General features: G+C 40.2%; 15 protein-coding genes. 5 read left to right on the top strand and 10 right to left on the bottom strand.

All coding sequences use genetic code 11. The annotated features are described in order from the left end of the window. Positions 1-9: 9 nt before the first annotated feature. From N477_RS21210 to N477_RS21200, 3 genes are all read right to left on the bottom strand, one after another. Positions 10-1,128, bottom strand: coding sequence for an MBL fold metallo-hydrolase (locus tag N477_RS21210; RefSeq protein ID WP_063379459.1), 1,119 nt, complete (start codon positions 1,126-1,128; stop codon positions 10-12). A 328-nt stretch (positions 1,129-1,456) separates the two neighbouring features. Continuing rightward, positions 1,457-3,547, bottom strand: a complete 2,091-nt coding sequence (locus tag N477_RS21205) for a S8 family serine peptidase (protein ID WP_063362529.1) — start codon at positions 3,545-3,547, stop codon at positions 1,457-1,459. Positions 3,548-3,608: 61 nt separating this feature from the next. Continuing rightward, the gene (locus tag N477_RS21200) at positions 3,609-4,376 is read right to left on the bottom strand and encodes a S1 family peptidase (RefSeq protein WP_063362530.1); all 768 of its coding nucleotides are present in this window, start codon (positions 4,374-4,376) and stop codon (positions 3,609-3,611) included. A gap of 441 nt (positions 4,377-4,817) precedes the next feature. On the opposite strand from N477_RS21200, the gene N477_RS21195 reads away from it, so the two are divergent. Together N477_RS21195 and N477_RS21190 are read left to right on the top strand one after the other, a co-directional pair. Continuing rightward, complete coding sequence (locus tag N477_RS21195; RefSeq protein WP_081216500.1) at positions 4,818-5,594, top strand: helix-turn-helix transcriptional regulator; 777 nt, start codon at positions 4,818-4,820, stop codon at positions 5,592-5,594. Between the two features lie 68 nt (positions 5,595-5,662). Beyond that, positions 5,663-7,198 (top strand): serine hydrolase domain-containing protein, encoded by a 1,536-nt coding sequence (locus N477_RS21190; protein ID WP_063362532.1) that lies wholly within the window; start codon positions 5,663-5,665, stop codon positions 7,196-7,198. A 422-nt stretch (positions 7,199-7,620) separates the two neighbouring features. Here the strand turns inward: N477_RS21190 and N477_RS21185 are convergent, their stop codons facing one another. The 3 genes from N477_RS21185 to N477_RS21175 all read right to left on the bottom strand — a co-directional run bounded on the left by N477_RS21185 (position 7,621) and on the right by N477_RS21175 (position 10,124). Beyond that, complete coding sequence (locus N477_RS21185; RefSeq protein ID WP_063362533.1) at positions 7,621-7,935, bottom strand: hypothetical protein; 315 nt, start codon at positions 7,933-7,935, stop codon at positions 7,621-7,623. A 257-nt stretch (positions 7,936-8,192) separates the two neighbouring features. After that, positions 8,193-8,741, bottom strand: coding sequence for a hypothetical protein (locus N477_RS21180; RefSeq protein ID WP_155731983.1), 549 nt, complete (start codon positions 8,739-8,741; stop codon positions 8,193-8,195). Between the two features lie 522 nt (positions 8,742-9,263). After that, a complete protein-coding gene (locus N477_RS21175; protein ID WP_063362534.1) occupies positions 9,264-10,124 on the bottom strand; it encodes a hypothetical protein in 861 nt (286 codons plus the stop codon). A gap of 765 nt (positions 10,125-10,889) precedes the next feature. On the opposite strand from N477_RS21175, the gene ppiC reads away from it, so the two are divergent. Next, a complete protein-coding gene (gene ppiC / locus N477_RS21170) occupies positions 10,890-11,168 on the top strand; it encodes a peptidylprolyl isomerase PpiC (RefSeq protein WP_063362535.1) in 279 nt (92 codons plus the stop codon). 147 nt (positions 11,169-11,315) lie between these two features. On the opposite strand, the gene N477_RS21165 is transcribed toward ppiC, so the two are convergent. Then, positions 11,316-13,139 carry a serine hydrolase domain-containing protein gene (locus N477_RS21165; protein ID WP_063362536.1) on the bottom strand — a complete coding sequence of 608 codons (1,824 nt, stop codon included), beginning with the start codon at positions 13,137-13,139 and terminating at the stop codon, positions 11,316-11,318. 322 nt (positions 13,140-13,461) lie between these two features. On the opposite strand from N477_RS21165, the gene N477_RS25800 reads away from it, so the two are divergent. Together N477_RS25800 and N477_RS21160 are read left to right on the top strand one after the other, a co-directional pair. Beyond that, positions 13,462-13,656: a transposase gene (locus tag N477_RS25800; RefSeq protein ID WP_081216501.1), complete on the top strand. Its 195-nt coding sequence runs from the start codon at positions 13,462-13,464 to the stop codon at positions 13,654-13,656. A gap of 168 nt (positions 13,657-13,824) precedes the next feature. Next, a complete protein-coding gene (locus N477_RS21160) occupies positions 13,825-14,031 on the top strand; it encodes a hypothetical protein (RefSeq protein WP_063362537.1) in 207 nt (68 codons plus the stop codon). 93 nt (positions 14,032-14,124) lie between these two features. On the opposite strand, the gene N477_RS21155 is transcribed toward N477_RS21160, so the two are convergent. The 3 genes from N477_RS21155 to speD form a co-directional block, all read right to left on the bottom strand. Further along, complete coding sequence (locus N477_RS21155) at positions 14,125-15,918, bottom strand: ABC transporter ATP-binding protein (protein ID WP_063362538.1); 1,794 nt, start codon at positions 15,916-15,918, stop codon at positions 14,125-14,127. A 149-nt stretch (positions 15,919-16,067) separates the two neighbouring features. Next, entirely contained in the window at positions 16,068-17,030 is a 963-nt protein-coding gene (gene speE, locus N477_RS21150) for a polyamine aminopropyltransferase (RefSeq protein WP_063362539.1), read from the bottom strand. A gap of 20 nt (positions 17,031-17,050) precedes the next feature. Next, positions 17,051-17,488, bottom strand: a complete 438-nt coding sequence (gene speD / locus N477_RS21145) for an adenosylmethionine decarboxylase (protein ID WP_063362540.1) — start codon at positions 17,486-17,488, stop codon at positions 17,051-17,053. Between the last annotated feature and the right edge of the window lie 61 nt (positions 17,489-17,549).

Here is a 17,549-nt window from a genome sequence, read left to right as displayed (position 1 = left end):
GGTTTTTAATTAATTTTTGGCTGTGTTAAGTAGGGTGTGATAGTTAAAGCTTTCCCCCATTTTTAGCGTTTTTATAATGAAGTTGGGTGGCGTTTGCTCTGCTGCCAACGCGAGCCGTCTAAGAGGTTCATGGACATGTTCACACCCTAAAGTCCATGTGCCATAGCCCCATGGAATAAATACCTTACAGCCTAAATCATCGGCAGCTTTTATAGCATCTTCTGGAGACATGTGTACACGTCTTTTACTTTCATGATAGGCGACGATTGGCATCAAGCAAACGTCCATTGGGCCCATTTTTTTTCGAATATCTTTGAATACGTCGCTGTAACCGGTATCACCAGCAAAATATACTTTGTATTTCCCATCATCTAGCATCCAGCTGCCCCATAAGCTGTGATCGGTATCAAACATCCCTCTAGAGGAGTTATGGTTACTTGGTAAAAAGTGCACTTGCGTTTTATTGTGCTGAGTATGAGTGTACCAGTCCATTTCGGTTATTGGCCCATTTTCGTAGTCAATATCGCTGGCACTGTCCAAAGGCAAATATAATTGTGTATTTTTACTAAATTCATTAAGCGTAGTGTTACTTAAGTGATCAAAATGGTCATGAGAGATCAGTACGCCAGATACAAAATCCAGCTCTTTAGCGTTGACAGGGGCTTCTCCCAATCGAACAAATGAGGTGCTCAATTGCTGTCCTAACCAACCTAAAAAGCCATCGAATTCATGAAATACAGGGTCGGTAACTAAGGCGTCATTATTCATTTGTTGGATTAAAAAGCTGGCATGGCCTAACCAGGTTAATTCACCTCTTCTATCTGGGCTAATTTCAATACTTGAATAAACCAAATCATTGAAGTTGTAGCCATAACTCTTACTGTATTTATGCGAAGGGACTGGATCTAAAAATGCTCTTTCAATCACCTTTTTTTCTTCAGGCTTAAGGAGATCTAAATCATCATTGATATGGTGGGGGCCATTATCGGTAAAATGACTTGGGAATAAGTTGGTATAAGCGCCTTTTTTATTTTTTGTAAGTTCAGGGTTTTCTATACGTTCTATTTGTGTTGTGCAACCTGTTATCAACATAAGAGAAATAACATGTGTTAGTGTTTTAAGTTTCATAAATAAGAGGCCCTGTTTTAGTTTTACAGCATCTTAAATGCCAGTGCCAATTGGGTCTTATTTAAAACCTATTTTTAGCTAAATAGAAAATGGATAGAAAATTTATCTATAAAAATCAATGTTTAATAGGGTTTTGTGCACTTTTTATTAATCTAGGGCAAAGCCTTATTGGTGGATAGAGCGCAGTGCATATAGAAAATCATTCGCTCTGTTCATCATGATTACAGCCATCAATTCAGGTAGATATACAAAAAGTTGGCGGTAGAATAACTCAAACCGCCAACGTGCTGATAAGGTGCTCTTACTGATTAATGTTAACCTAAGATAGTTAATTTAATCTTTTATTTTTACTGATCTTTTCTTGATGGCCTATGATGCGAATTGACCAGCTGTTTAGGCTGCCTGCTTGCTCATTATTATCCATAACGACATCCTCATTGCCATGGCGACCTGATAATTGAAAACTGCGATGCGCAGCGCTCATATCCGTCACATGCAACTTCCACTGACCATGTTCGGCATTGGCCTTCTCATTCCAGAACTTGTAGCTCAGCATCAAGTGATCGTCATAGCCCTGCGTACTTGGCATGCCATTAATGACAGAGCTCAAAGCTTGACCGTTTAAATTACCAAAGGGCGACATTAAAATACTGCGGGTCCCACTGGGTGATTCCAGCTCTATTTTCAAATCTGATATACGGCTGTGGGCAATATCTAACCTAACCTGCACCGCTTCAATAAACAGTTCATCATTGACAGTAATGACCGACGTCACCGTCTGTTGAGAATCCGGTATTTTAATCTCTGATAGGTTCAAGGCCGAAGAGGCCCAAGTCGATTCAACTAAGTCACTGGGTAAATTTTCGATGGTGTATCGTCTTATTAGTTCCACAGCCTTATCAACATCAATTAACCCAAATCCATAATGAGGGCTATACCAATGACCAGCAGCATTTTTAGACCAACCTTCTAATCCAACAATACCGTTAACCGAAATAGCACTCTGATTAGGGTCTATTCTTGTAGCGGTATTTGCTAATAAATGGCGTATATCACGAGATGATAACTGATGATTTTGCATATTCGCTGCCGACATTAACAAAGCAACCGCACCAGTTGCATTAGCAGCAGCTGAAGAAGTCCCATCTATTGCATAGCTAAAATCTGACTGTTCAGCGATGTATGACAGCAGTGATCCATGACCTTGTACACTGCTAAACTGCGGATTTATTATTTGCATCAAAATCAACTGTTCAATCACTTGGTGTTCTTGAGCAGTTAATGTCGCTTCAATCGACTTAAACTCTGGTAATGTGTAGATCAGCCCTAAATCAATGCTTTTTGCGCCAGTTCGCTGCATATAAATTTGCTCAACATCAAGTAGCTTTAATAGTAGGCTACTATGAGTACATGAGATAAATGGCGCATTCCTTAGATCACCGATAAACATGCTAGGCTCTAGAAGGCCTTGTTTTTCCAAGTGTTCGCAGGTAAAAGTCGTTGAAAGATTTTTAACACCTGTGTTAAATGAATCTCCGCCAGGCGCCGAAATAAATACACTGCTGCCAGGTGTTGAATAAGACGTTCTTTCACCAAAAGCATTGACGGCTCCAACAACCATATTCCAATAGTTGGCATTTTCATGGTCTGAATTAGCATTTTGCCAAGGTAAAAAATAATTATCGTCAATGGGTTTACTGTTTTTTGGATATTTTTTGACTCTATTGTCATTCGCATCAAGATAAAAAACACTGCTTTGTAAATACCCATTACCCGCTGACTTTACAAATATCGCGCTCCGTTTATCTGCTGGGTTTTCAAGAGAGACTTTTTTTAACACGGATTGCATTTCGATATAATTTAACTCAGGCGTGCTTAAGGTATATGGCACACTATGTGACCAGGCTAAACCATAACTTTGATTGAACACTTGAACATCGTATGAGCTTTCATGCAGACCATGACTTACCATAAAATCGTCTAAGTCATTAATACCAGAAAACGAAACTATTTGACTCTGTGGCGCTACGCCACGAATGCCAATGTCATTTTCTGCAGCAGCGATAATTCCTGCCATCTTGGTACCATGGGCGTCATTAGTAGCCGACGAATTAATATCACTAAAAACAATTAAGTTATCAACTAATTCTGGGTGTTTAACGTCAACACCAGAGTCGATGACTGCAATTTTTATATCCTTTCCTTTATGTCCCCATATATGTGTTTGCCAGAGGTTTAAGTCGCTAGGTGAATTATTATATTGCGAGAAATTTTTATTTAATAAATTCCATTGGTGTTTTAAAAGAGGGTCGCCTTTTGGATTAATCCAGCGATCCTTGTAATTCCTGTCGGTCATGGAACTTGCATCAAATATACAAGATAGTGGCAAGATAAAGGTTATAAGTTTTAACGTTTTCAAAACTAACCCTCCTATATTTTATATTGGTATAATTAAAAAGCCCCCATTTGGGGGCTGTTTGTTATTGGATATATTGATTTAAGAATGCTTTTGAGGCGTTAGAATGAATATCGACCCAAAATGCACTACCGACAGAGCCACCACTGGTTACGCCTAAAATTCCCTGAGCAGCAAAAATAGGACCACCAGAGTCACCACCACCCGTTAAGGATGTACCTCTTGTCCAATCTTGATTTGAGCCACTGTTACCATCATGTCCGTAAGCATATATCATTGCGCCATCAACATAGCTCACGGTAGCAATACCAAGGCGCTTTACGCCTGCACCTGTTTTCGTTACTTGGTTATTATTCCCAAAGCCAATGATTGCAGCTCTTTGTTGTGCTACTGCTCTGGCTGATTGCGGTGCTAATGCTCTGTAGCTTGAAGAAACTGGCGAGTCAAACTTCAGAACAGCTAGATCGTATTGATAAGTGCCATGCCAATTTGAATCATCATAATTAGGGTGCACATAGACATTTGAAGGGCTTTGACCTTTAGCTTCCCCAGTTAATACTTCTATGTTATTTGGATTATATTCTGATGAGGCAGCACAGTGGCCTGCCGTAAGAATAGTTTTTGAATCAACGAATGTACCTGTACAAATATAGCCATTAAATCCAAACATTACTATTTCAGGGTACACGTTATTACTGATTTCAATACTATTAGTAATCAAACCATCATAGATTGAATTAGTTTGAGTGTTATTAATAGAGATATCTGCGCTTGCAACGCTACTAAATAGAACGGCGCTTGAAATGATTGAAGTTAAAATATTTCTTTTCATGTTGTATCCTTCTTTGTGTTTTATATTAATTCAAATAAAGTTATTTTTAATTTAAAAGGTTATTTCCTTGAAATTAAAATGTATTTATAACTAGTTATAAAATTATTTTTTGCACATATAAAAGAACGAACAAAAAAAATTAAAATAACAAGCGGGGTTTGAAAATGTTTTATTTTTGTGTTTTTTTTGTTTGTTTTATGTTGGTAAAGGTATGTAAAACAAAGGGAAAGGTTTGTTTGAAAAAATAATCAAAGAGGGCTGGGTAACTCGACCTTGCATTTATTAACTTTCAGCCTGTTCAAGAGCAAAGTGCTATTGGCGGAAAGAGAGTCAAGCGTATGAAAATTAATTGATTGTTAGCTTTTTGGTCTAGTTGAGGTTGTCGCTCGGTGTGTTTTTGATTAGGCTAGGGCAATCATATATACACTAATAAAAACAATAATGAGTGATATAAGGCAAAGGCGGGTAGATGTCTCGTCTGGGCTAAATGCGTGTTTAAATTACTACCCTGCGAATAGCACGATGGCGATGCATGAACATGAGGGACATCAGTTGTCTATCGTGCTGTCAGGCGCTTTGGCTGAGTCTAGCAGCGGCGTGCAGCAGCAAGTGTACACACCTAGTCTTTGCACCAAGCCGGCTGAATTTGGCCATGCAAATCAATATGGTAAACAGGGCACTCTGATATTTGCATTAAACTTTAGCAAACAAGCTTTTGATGAATATGCTGAGGGTGTTGCGCTAGATTGGCACTGGCAACCACTCACAAGCAAACCTTTACTGCAAATGATCAAGCAATCAGTCAAAGGGGTAATGATAAATAACGATTCATTCCAACAGCAGTTTTTGTGGGATTTACTCGCCATTAGACAAGGTAGTACCGTCACAACTGAGCGGCAAAAAGTAGCTTGGCTATTAAAAGCAAAGCAGTCCATTGAATGCTCTCCCGATAATCTTAATTTAACGCAACTGGCAGTAGAACTTGGTGTTCATCCTGTATATTTCTCGCGAAGTTTTCATAAGCACTTTGGCTGTACGCCCAGCTTATATCAACAGCGTTGCAAGGTCTCTCGCGCGATGCAGCTACTCTCAAAAAACAAAATGCTAGTAGAGGTGGCAAACGACAGCGGGTTTAGCGATCAAAGCCATTTAACACGATTGTTTAAGCAAGAAATTGGCTTTACACCGCGCCAACTCAAGCAATTCATTGCAGGTTAAATCCATACAATAAAATAGTTGGGCGTGCGGCTATGCTATTGCTTATTTTTTACAGTTAGGAGTTAGTGATGGGCAAAAAAGCGCAGGCGATTTTATTTCTCTCTTTAATCGGTGTGAGTCAGCTAAGCTATGCGGTGACACCGCAGCAGGCAGCAGAAAAATTAAAACAATTTATCGAGGATGTGCCAAGTTTAGAACCAGGCTATGCCGTTGTTGCTGTGACTAAAAATGAGGTGCTTTTAAATCATGTGCAGGGCATTCGTAATATCGATACTCAGCTGCCACTGACGCTGGATACACCCATATATATTGCCTCTCAAACTAAAGCTTACATGGGGCTACTTGCAGCGAAGTTAGATAAACAGGGCATACTCAAACTTAATGATACAATTGCTAAGCACTGGCCGCATATAAAACTACCTGAAGGCGTTGACCCTAATCATTGGACGCTGAGTGATTTGCTTACGCATCAGTTTCCCGTCGAGGCAGACCGTATTACAACACTAGAAGCTTATATGACGGAGGTCGATCATAAAGACTATCCTGCATTATTAGCTAAACACAGCGTTAAGCGTGATGAAGGTTTCGACTACACCAATCTAGGCTATAACATTTATGGGGCCATTTTACACAAGGTAACAGGTAAAGCATGGCAAGATTGGTTGCAGGATGAAATCTTTACACCCATGGCAATGGTAAACACTTCGGCCCGCACATCTGACTTTTCAATGAAGCACTTATCTTGGAATCATATCTGGCAAGGCGAGGAGAAAGGTTGGCATATCGTGCCGCCAAAAACCGATGGAAAAATGCAATCTGCAGGTGGCTTAGTGGCATCACCCCGAGATATGGGGAAGTGGTTGCAGTTACAGTTAAACCGAGAACTTGCGCGTAAATCAGGATTTAGTAGTGACATGATGAAGTTAGCTCATACATCAGTTGCTCAGCTTGACCCCAAAGCAAGAAACCCTTACGAGCTTCCCTGTCATGGATATGCATTAGGTTGGACTGTGTGTGATATTGATGGTCATACCGTGTATACCCATGGTGGTGGCTATACAGGTGCACGCACAGTGATGGCCTTTTCGCCTGATTTAGGTGTGGGGATCGGTGTTTTTTCTAATTCGGATAACATGACAGGTTGGCTGAGTAGAAAAACCATGGTGCAGTTTTTTCAGTATTTAACAGCACATGAAAAAGCTGATGAGATGGCTGAACAGCGCCAAGGTGATTACCCTGAGCGAGTACAGTGGCTGTTAGATAGAAGGCAGCAAAGACAAGCTGATGGGATTAATGCGTTAGTAAAGCAGTCAGGTGTAGATGATTACCAGCCTACCAAAGCTGAGTTGGTTAAGCTCGTTGGCAATTATCAAGGTCAAGACAAGTACAGTAAATTGGCCATATCCATGTCTTCACACGGTGTTTTAACCGGGCAGTTATACGATTATGAGTTTACTATTCAGCCTATATCTATGAACTTATTTGCAGAGCGAAGCAGTCCATTTAGCAAGATAAGGCCGATTAATATTAAGTTTGATAACAACTCAAAACAAGTGAAGAGCTTGACTTGGTTTGGTACAGAGTATGTGAAAATCAGCGACTAAAACGCACCAAGCGGGTTAAGCGTTCTGTGTTGGGCATAGCTACAAATTATTTGATGTGGTTTTGGGGTTGTGGAAAGCCGCAGCTAGGCTGCGGTTAAAATGGCTCATTTCACCTTGCGCAAAAGTAATCTTGCTCCGCCAGATGTATTTTGCACGAATTCACCTTGCGCAAAGAGAATGTCTTCGCTGCGCTCGCAGTCATAAACCCTTTGCACGTAATCACCTTGCGTAAAGAGAGTGTTCTCACTGCGTTTGTGGTCATAAACCTTTTTCAACGAGATCTTTTAAAGTAGTGAGTGTGGTTAAAATGGGTCATTTCACCTTGCGCAAAGAGAATGTCCTCGCTGCGCTCGCAGTCATTAACCCTTTGCACGTAATCACCTTGCGCAAAAGTAATCTTGCTCCGCAAGATGTATTTTGCACTAATGCACAGTGATCGGTTGGTCATTCACGACTAAAGATTGGCCATTTTTTTGGGCACGCTGAAAGCTGGATATTAACACGTCATTAGACAAAACATTGATGTCGTCGACTTCTTCAACCACGCAAAATGTAATGGAGTCCCACCCTAAATTTTTAATGAAGGTTTTAAGTTGGTTGATATTATCTTGGTAGTTTTTATCGGTCGTTAATAGGCCGATAGAGTGTTTATTACCGAGTTTGTATTTCCCCAGGTGCGGCGCTGAGCATTCTGCGTAACCGCTCAGTACATACACTGTATTTGTGCTTTCATTCATAGTTGTGACACCACTCAATTGCAATTTTGTTCTAATTGAATTTTTAATGCATTTTTCAAACCAAACTTTCTAAGTTGCACAAGGTTACTTTGCTAGGCCTTGAAAGTAGTGGGTAAAATATTTTAATTCGAGGTGAGTGGCACCTAAGGTGTCAATTTTTTGCTAGATGTATTTTCTCTAGTAGAGAGGGCTGAGCAATTGATCTTAAAGGCCAACGTTTACCTTGTGACTAATTGCTCTGGCGTCTTTGAAGTCAACTATTCGCTGATTATTTTTGGGTTTTTTAAACGCACTATCAGAGGTTTGATGCCAAAATGTGCGACCATCGATGCCAATACAAACACCACTACGCCAACAAATGGGATCATCGGGCCAGTAAAATAGGCACCGCCCAAAACATAGCCGACGATGGCTTCAATGCGATATAAAGGCAAAAACAAAGCTATAAAAGCAATGACCAGCAATAAAGAGGCAGCGATGGATGAATAGCCTAGACTAAATATGGTCGATTGAATCAAGCTTATCAGTAACATGCCCACGAAGCTGCGCGCGGCTACGGTGCGAAAAGCTAAGCGGCTCTGCTCATCTTTTATCTGATTACTTCTGTGTTCAATACTATAAGCGGTAAGCCATACTAACGTAGGTAATATTAATAGCCCCCACCAATTGGATAAACCAGGCATGTCCTCTTGCGCTAAAAAGTGATGTGTAACAACACCGCCATTTAAGCTCTCCCAAGTGAGTAGAGCAATTTGACATGCGACAACCGCGATCATTAAGTAGTTTCTTATTTTTTTGATATCCAAAATACAGTTCCTTATCTTATAAAGTCTGAGTATGGCCTTATTCAGCAATTAGCAGACCAACAAATAAAATATAAACTTTTCAATGGTTTGCTTTTTTAAAAATTAAGGTAATGGCTCTTTGATACTAATTGTTAGTGATTTTAATGAATAAGTGGTGGTAATTAACAGTGGCCGTTGGCAGCCGGTTCACGTAAGACCAGCTTGCAATAATATCCTCGCTTTTCGTGAGCTTGGCCATAGCATATCTGTTCTTGGTGTGAACTAAAGATATGCTATTACAAAACCATGATTTTAGCTTCTTAGAGCATTCCAATTACTGTCATATTGGATGTTTGAGCATGTTATTTCTCATTTAAATTGGTATATGAGCGCTTTACTTTTGAGAAGTGTGCCGCGCGTTTCTGGCGTGATCGCATGACACTGTTGCTCAGTAATTTATGCTAAACTAAATACCGATTTAGTATGCTTAAGCTCATCTGTATTCACCCCAACTCTTATCTCAAAGACTTATACAACTGGCCGTTACTTGTTATTACCAAGTGTTATCCACAGCTCTTTATTTTCAATTGGTGTCGACTGAGGTAAAAACGGATTATCTATGGTTAATATCGTTTTATTGCCCCACTTGCTCAGAGGAAACAAGTGCTTAGTCGTAGGGTGAGTTTGCATATATTTATCAAAGCTGCCATCTTTAATTGCCAGCATTAAACCCGACTTCAGGTCATCGATGAGCTGTATGTTGTCTTTATGGGTAAAAAAGTACATAGGGAAATGATAATGTAAAATAATATCATCAAATACCATTAACTTAGGCATGATCTGCTTTCTGCTCTCTACTTCGGAGAAGGCCTCATTAATCCCTCTGGGAAAAGCTCTACACCTATCGACATAAACTTGCTTAAACATGTTTTCATAGACGACGTTAGTGATCACGCTAAGGCCTGCTGCTAGCATGATGTCTGTATCAGGCCAGTGCTGCCCCTGACATAAAGTGATATTTTTTAGCGATTTTAAAGACTTTATTTGAGAGAATAACGGTTCTTTATCTTGATGAATGGTAAAAACGCGATAGCCGAGTAGCCCTTTTATCAGTGGAATAGGCACCACCCCTAACTCAGACTCTCTTTGCTGATCGGTACCTGCCCAGTACAAGTCAATTAAACGATTAGACTGTAGTTCTAATAACGCTCTCTCTTGTACCATATAAGGTGCAAATTGAATTCTAATTGGTTTGTTGATTTTATCGAAAGCCAGCTCTATGAGCCCAACATAGTAATTGTGTGTACTATCATGCTCTGATTGACTGCCTCGAATGCGAATTGTCTCAGTGGCAATGGACGTGTGGCTTATAAGTAAAAGCCAAATAAGTATGAGCTTGTACATTGGTCTCTCATCATTGTTGCCCAATACTACTAGCGTAGTGCATCTTTTGATGTTGTGTGTTGTTCATCTGGTTATTTGCTTTTCGAGCAACTTAGCTTCTAAATGTGTCGCTTATTTTTTTCGTGCCTTCCAAGTACCACCGTATTGATACGTTTGAGCGAATTGCTTTTTGATGACGGTTAAACAAGGCCCACAAATAAACCGCCATTGAATATTATTGTCATAACGACACCGGTACATGACCGCTTTGCTTTGCTGGCATTGTGTGCAAGTTTTATAGCGTAATCGCATGATATCCATACTTAATGTTATATGAGAAAAGTGCCGCTAAATCACGTACTCAGGGTGTTCTACTCTCCATTTACTCTTATATCTAAGAATACAATTTATAAAATGGATGTTTTGAGTGAACGTAATTTAGCTGGCAATATAGATACGAAACTGCCTGTGGTTCGATCAATATAGATAAAAAGGTAGCAAGTATCTTGCTGTGTGGTCAGTCACAATTGTCGAGTGTTTCCGCATGTGTTTTGTGCATTAAATGAGTTATTTATCCAATTTTATGCAGTACAAAAATATAGGGATAGTAGATATTTACTGTTAGGTAATACGACGATAACGACTCCTTCTTTCTTCGATAAGTAGTACAACACATATGCCGTAACTAAGCGTGTATATGGCCTCATGCACTCTTCATTTGTTGCATATTGGTGTATTATTGCGGTATCGAAAACGTCATAATTTAGACAGTGAGTAAAGAGTCATATGGCCAGTACAGCACATGCACTACACATCTTGGTAAAGCATAAAGAGCAAGCGGAAGATATCCTCAAGCAGTTAAAAAAGGGCGCTAAATTTCAAACTCTTGCGAAGAAGCATTCGACCTGCCCATCTGGTAAAAAGGGCGGAGATTTAGGTGAGTTTAGACGCGGCACCATGGTACCTCAGTTTGATAAGGCCTGTTTCTCTGGTGAAGTTTTGACGCCTCAATTGGTCAAAACTAAGTTTGGTTGGCATATTGTTAAGGTGTTATATCGCACTTAAAAAGCACTTATTTAATGACTCGGATCTCATTGATTCAGATCATTGTAGATAAGCACCCCGATTAAATCGGGGTTATAGGCCATTTGGTTATGATTGCCAAGCCATTAGATGTTATAAACTTTAATTAGACTCACATTTAAGATGGCCTTATTGCCAAAAAATGATAGGGAGCTGTTGATTAAGCAATAGCATAATGCAAAATTGTAAAGCACAGATCAGGCATACCATATCAAACCAGTATATTTTACTTTGCGTTAGAAACGCTTTGGTTTTGTAAGCTGACCAAGTAAGACTGAGAGGCAGTAACCCAGATAATAGCATGAGGCTGAATGACGCTACTGTGAGCTCTCCAAATTGCATAAAACTTTGTTGCGTATATAAAGTGATGGGTATGGCAAACATAATTAGGTTATAAAAGCTCAGTTTTATATTGGCATACCTATTGTGCTTATCTCTAATTAAAGTCGCTATGCCCACGAGCAATACACCAATTAAACTTGTGAGGCCGAGCAGTATGCTAGACCAAGCTAGTGCTAATTTGAGTACACTACCTTTTTGATATGTTCGATGACCATAACTAAGCATTGGTTGATTTTCATCATTTTGGTAAAAAACATAAGTGGCATTGCTGCGAGTGATGTCTCTAAATAGCTGCTTACCTACAGGGGCAATGATTTTGTCTTTACTTTGTAAAGTGTGAATAATCAAGTTGTTTCCTGTTTTACTGAGCCATACAAAATTGGCTATCCAGTCAACGAATGCAAATTCGGCCATGTTGTTAGGCGCTAGAAAGTAGAACCCTGATTTGTCTTTCAAAGCCGTAACATCATTGACTGTTTCAGTGATTTTTGCTGGTTTAATTTGAAGCTGTTCGATGAAGAGTTTATCAAAATGAGCATAGTTTGCTGTTTCACTGTCTGTATTTAGGGCGTAAAAAAAGGCTTTGTTCTCGTCGGGGAATACGCACATATGGGCCCTAAAACCAAACGTTGTTCCAGGCCTACAGTGTCCTATGACACCGTGACGGTCTCGGTTTGAAAATACAAGCCCGTGGCCAATTTTGAGGCCAGCTTGGTGCGCATTAGTTTCATGAGCGCCTGCAAGCAAAGGGAGTAGTTCAGGTAGGATAAATGTTTTACCATGCAGGGTTCCGCCAGCGAGTATAAGTGCCATAAATTTACCCATATCTGTCGCTGTGGTTGTAAATTGGCCAGCACCTCTTAATAAAAATGGTGGAGCGGCTTGCGCTGTCATTAAATCATGGTATCCCATTGCTAAACTTGTTGGAGTCGGCACTGCAGTTTGCGTTTGGAAAGAAAAAGTGCTGTCATGCATGCCTAATGGCTGCAGTAAGTGCTTATCAAGGTAGGTTTCGTAGCGTGTCTTTGTGACATTTTCAATGATCATTGCCAATAGTTGGTAGCCCATATTCGAATAAGACTCTTGTGAGCCTGGTTTGAACCTTGCTGTAAGTAGACTTTTATCTCCGTTATTAAATGCGTTAATAAGCGGTGTATCTGGCGTGACCTGAGTATTTAGGTACTGCCACATGCGCACACTATCTAACCCTGATGTATGATTTAGCAGGTGCTTTACTAATATTGGGGAGTTATCTCGCCAAGGGTTCTTAATGGCAAGCTCAGGGAGTAATGTCTTTATTTGTGTATCTAAAGACAATTTCTCTTCACTGATTAACTGTAGTATGCCCACAGCCAAAATCGCTTTTGTTACAGATCCAATATGCATCTTTTGACTGTCATGCATCACAAAGCCTTTTGCGATATTTGCCAAACCGGCACTGCCAATTTGCATCTGCCCTTCGTTTAAGAGGGCCCAAGTGATCCCTGCAATTTTTTGTTCTTGAATGGTTTGTTCAATTTGGTACTTAAATGCATTGTTTTCATGTGCTTTTATGTGTGTGCAAGGCCAAATCAAAAAGATTAAAAGCAAGGTTAGGTAAGGTTTAGTCATTCTTATTCTTATATTTCGATTAATGCTTAAAGATATCACTTTTTATGTGATTTGAATGTGAAATACGCTTTGCCGCGACGCAACCTAATGAGTCAAAGGGGTCCGAGTGAATGATCCCTTTAAAATATTAATACAGATGTAGTGAAAGACCATTGCCAAGAAACTAAAGGGTGAGTAATTATATGACGAGGTTACCAAGATTAAACTTACCTAATATACCTCAACACGTTATTCAATGTGGTAATAACCGAGAACATTTATTGAAACGAAGGGTTGCGTTGTTTATTTAGACAAACGTAAACAGTATTCAAATGAATATCACATGAAAATTTATACTTATGTTTTAAGGATGAATCATATTCATTTATTGTTGATACCCACTACGCCTATAGGTACCAGTAAGCTAATGCCGTCTCTGGGATGTTACTATGTTCGCTATTATAATAACACTTACCAAGGAGCAGGCAGTCTGTGGGAAGGGGGGTATAAATCGACACTAGTGGATACTTGGCAGTGAGCACTTTAAACAGCAGATTGAAGCATTATTTGGTAGAAGAGTAACGCTTTTGCAGCGTTGAGGTGATAATCAATGGCTCAGATCCCATTGATTATAAACATAAATACGGGTTGAGTTTTTAAAATTGTGCGTGTATTGTTTAATTGATTTTAATAAAAGGAAATTAAAATGAAATTAAAACTAAACGTAAATAAGAAAAATATTAAAGCGTTAAGCGCCAACAACTCTAAGCTTCCTGTTCAAGTAACACCTAATGTTGCGGGTGGTTGGTATAAAACTTACCAGTGTACTTACCACTGTTATACACAGAAGCCTCATTGTAATACAGTAGAGCCGACACGCCAGTCAGGGTGCTGTAATTCAACTGATTGCTGATTTGTATGAGAGGCAAGCGCTGCTTGCCTTTATCGTATTGGCAGTAATTAAACGGCTATAACATATCAATAAAGCGTGTTTATATATTTAAAGTTATTCCATTTTACCAAGCATTTCTGACGGCGTACCTTCTCTGACAATCTTGCCATCTTTAATCTCTATTATACGACCCATCATTGAAAGCACATCATAGGAGTGGGCGATAGAGATAACAGTTTTACCTTTCATGAGTGTTTTTATGGAGGTAATAAATTCTGCTTTTAACTCAGGGTCTAAAGCGCTTGTCGCCTCATCTAATAACAGTATTTTTTTGTCTCTTAATATGGCTCTGGCAAATGCTAGACGTTGGCGCTGTCCGCCAGATAATTGCCCGCCATTTTCACCTATAAAAGCAGCGAGCCCTTTTCGACCATGCGCGTCGCTATAGTTTTCTACAAACTCTAACGCATTGGCTTTTTTGAGGGCTTGTCTGACCGATTCTCTGCTGACATTATTTAATCCAAACGCGACATTTTCATAAATACTTTGGTTAAACAACCCGATATCCTGATTCAAAAAGCTGATTTCATTACAGACTTTATCGGTTGGGTAATCTTCGATATTTTTACCATCGATATAAATACCACCACTTTCTATTTCATCGATGCCTGAGAGCATATTAAGCAAAGAAGACTTACCAGATCCAGAGGGGCCGATGATCCCGACTTTTTCACCTGATTTTATTTTTAAAGATAGATCGGTAAATAGTGGTGCTTTGTTTTCATAGGCGAATTCAACATTTTTAAAGGTAATTTTGCCGTTTGATACATTGAAATTGCCCTCGTCTTCGAGCGGTTCAATATCTTCCAAAAACTCATTGACGACTTCTCTGCCTACGGTGACTTGGCCCCAAGAAACAAAAAAGGCATCAAACTCTTCTTGGCACCACTCAGATAGTGAGATCACACGATAAACCAAGGCTAACACCATAGAAAACTCACCGATGGATAGGCTGTTATTGATCCAAAGCTGTAAACATAATGCCCCGGTGCCGACGACTAAAGCCCCGTTGAGCAGTCCTACAACGGACGCAAAATTAGAAAAAACCCGATACTCTTTTGCCACCACTCTACGGTGACGCGTTGCCCACTTCTGCGCAAATTGCTGCTCATAGTCATCATTTGAGAGCATTTTGACTGTGCGGATACGGGCAAAGCGCTCTGTGAATTTGCCTGTGATCTCAGCGCAGCTTTGTGCCTCTAGTCGGTTGGTGGTTTTGGCTTTAGGGATCCATTGCCCTAACAGCATGGCTAAAAATAAACCTGCCCACATTAAAAAGGGCAGTGTCAGCCAGCCGTCAATATTACCCACATAAAATAGCAAAGCGCCCAAAAATGCCAGTAAAAAACCGGCAAAACCACAAAACTGCAATACCACATCGATGATGGCTTCAGAGGTATCGACTATGACTATGGCGGTTGAGCCGGGATCGTCTTCTTCATGGTAGCTTGCAGGTGAGGCAATGAGCGTACGATAGAGCTTAATTAAAGTATTTTTTTGTAGGTTTGGCCCTAATAACTGATGAAAAACGAGGTTTTTAACTAGGGTAATGGTGGGAATGACTACGGCAATCGCGATGGCGACAATCGCAAGCTCGTAGCCCTTGTCATTGAGCGTGACGCTACTACTCGCGGTATCGAGCCAGTCAACGAGCTCACCCAAAAAATCGAAAGTGACAATCTGTAAAATGCCGCCTAGCAATGAGATAAAAAAGGCGACCACTATCCAGCCAGAAAACTCTTTAGTGCATTGGCGAATAAAGGGCAGGTTATGATCTGCTTCATTTAACTGGCTATCAAAAGCGTCTTTGTGGCCTAGTTTTTCGAATAACTTAAATAGTGATTTCATTGCTTTGTGTGGCACCTAGATGTATCTAGTAAAGCTCATGCTAAATGGCGTGAGCTCAGAATGAATAAGCCACCGAGACGAATATAATCTTTCGTTTCAGTGGCTTGTAATATATACCCAGCTGCTTTTTTGGCAGACAAGGCTAAGTTTTATTCGTCGTCTTCATCGTCGTTGGATGTTTCTGGCGTATAGTCATCCCAATCACCCGCTTCTGGCATAGATAACTCATCAACGTTTTCACACTTGACTGCTTGATTGACATATTCTCTCATGTCTTTTGATAAGAAGAATGAGCCAAAATGTGCCTCAGGCGAGTAATATTTTGTTTGAATATCTGCCTTGTTGTAACGCGCTTCTATTTCTTCCAGTGATAAGGTGTTAATGGTGCCACTGCGTGTTGCCCAGATAAATGCATGTGAGCCGCCAAAGTAGTCATAGCAACCACCCATATAAATACCTGCTGGATTGTTAAACGCTTGCGTTAAGCGCGACACCATAGACTGCATCATATAAGGTTCAAAGTAAGGTGTGCCGCCTTGAGCGACTAAAATGCCGTCTGCTTTTAGCGCAGTTAAGCAATTGCCAAAAAATGACTGAGTGAACAGTGTTTCAGATGCGCCACCGTCTGGATCTGCGGCATCTAAAATGATTAAGTCAAAGCAGTCACTATACTGTGAGATGATGTCAGCGCCATCACCAATACGCAGGACAAATCTAGGGTCATCAAATGCGCCATTGTTTATCTCTGGTAAATACTTGCGGCTCAATTGGATAATTTGCTCGTCAATATCGACCATAACGACGTTTTCTACGCTGTGGTGTTTTAATACTTCACGTGCGCTACCGCCGTCACCACCGCCAACAATCAATACATTTTTAACCTTGCCATGAAATAAAATCGGCACGTGCGCCATCATTTCGTGATAAATATGCTCACCTTTGGTCGTGACCTGAATGCCATCGTCAATGCGCATTACTTTGCCAAGGTGGCGAGTTTCAAAAATGCTGACATCTTGAAACTGAGTTTCCACATCGACCAAATCTTTTTCTGAACGAAGTGCAACGTGAACGCCACTTGTCATTTGCTCGTAGTGCCATTTAATCTTAGTCATTTGCTTGCGTACTCCGTTTATTATGCGGTTTGTAGGGTTGGCTGAAATTGGTTGTGTAAAAGTGGCTGAAATTCTCCTGCATCAGTGACAGAACCTCCTCTGGTGAGGGAGTTAACGAGCATTTTGCCAGGCTGAAAGTGTGCTTCTATCACTGGTAAGCACAATTCAGGTTGTGCATCACCACACATAAAAATATCCATAGCGGCAAAGTTATATTCAGGCCAAGTGTGAATAGAAATATGACTTTCTGCCAAAATGATCATGCCTGATACACCGCCGTTGGTTTCGAATGGGTGTAAGTGAGTTTTTAAAATGGTGGCATTGGCTGCATTAGCACAGTCAATCATCATCTGCTCTATATTCTTTTCACCAATCAGGTTAGAGGCGTCGAATATATCGACAATAATATGCTGACCTAATGGGTTTACTAACTCTGGTTTTGATGAAGGTATATTCATGCTTTTACTCTGTGTTCTGTTTTAATGTGGCTATGCAATTTTGCCTTTTTCATTATTAACG

This window comes from Pseudoalteromonas luteoviolacea H33-S, from assembly GCF_001625695.1.
GTDB lineage: Bacteria > Pseudomonadota > Gammaproteobacteria > Enterobacterales > Alteromonadaceae > Pseudoalteromonas > Pseudoalteromonas luteoviolacea_B.
Note: the sequence above shows the minus strand (reverse complement) of the source record. Positions and strands in the feature narration are given on the sequence as shown.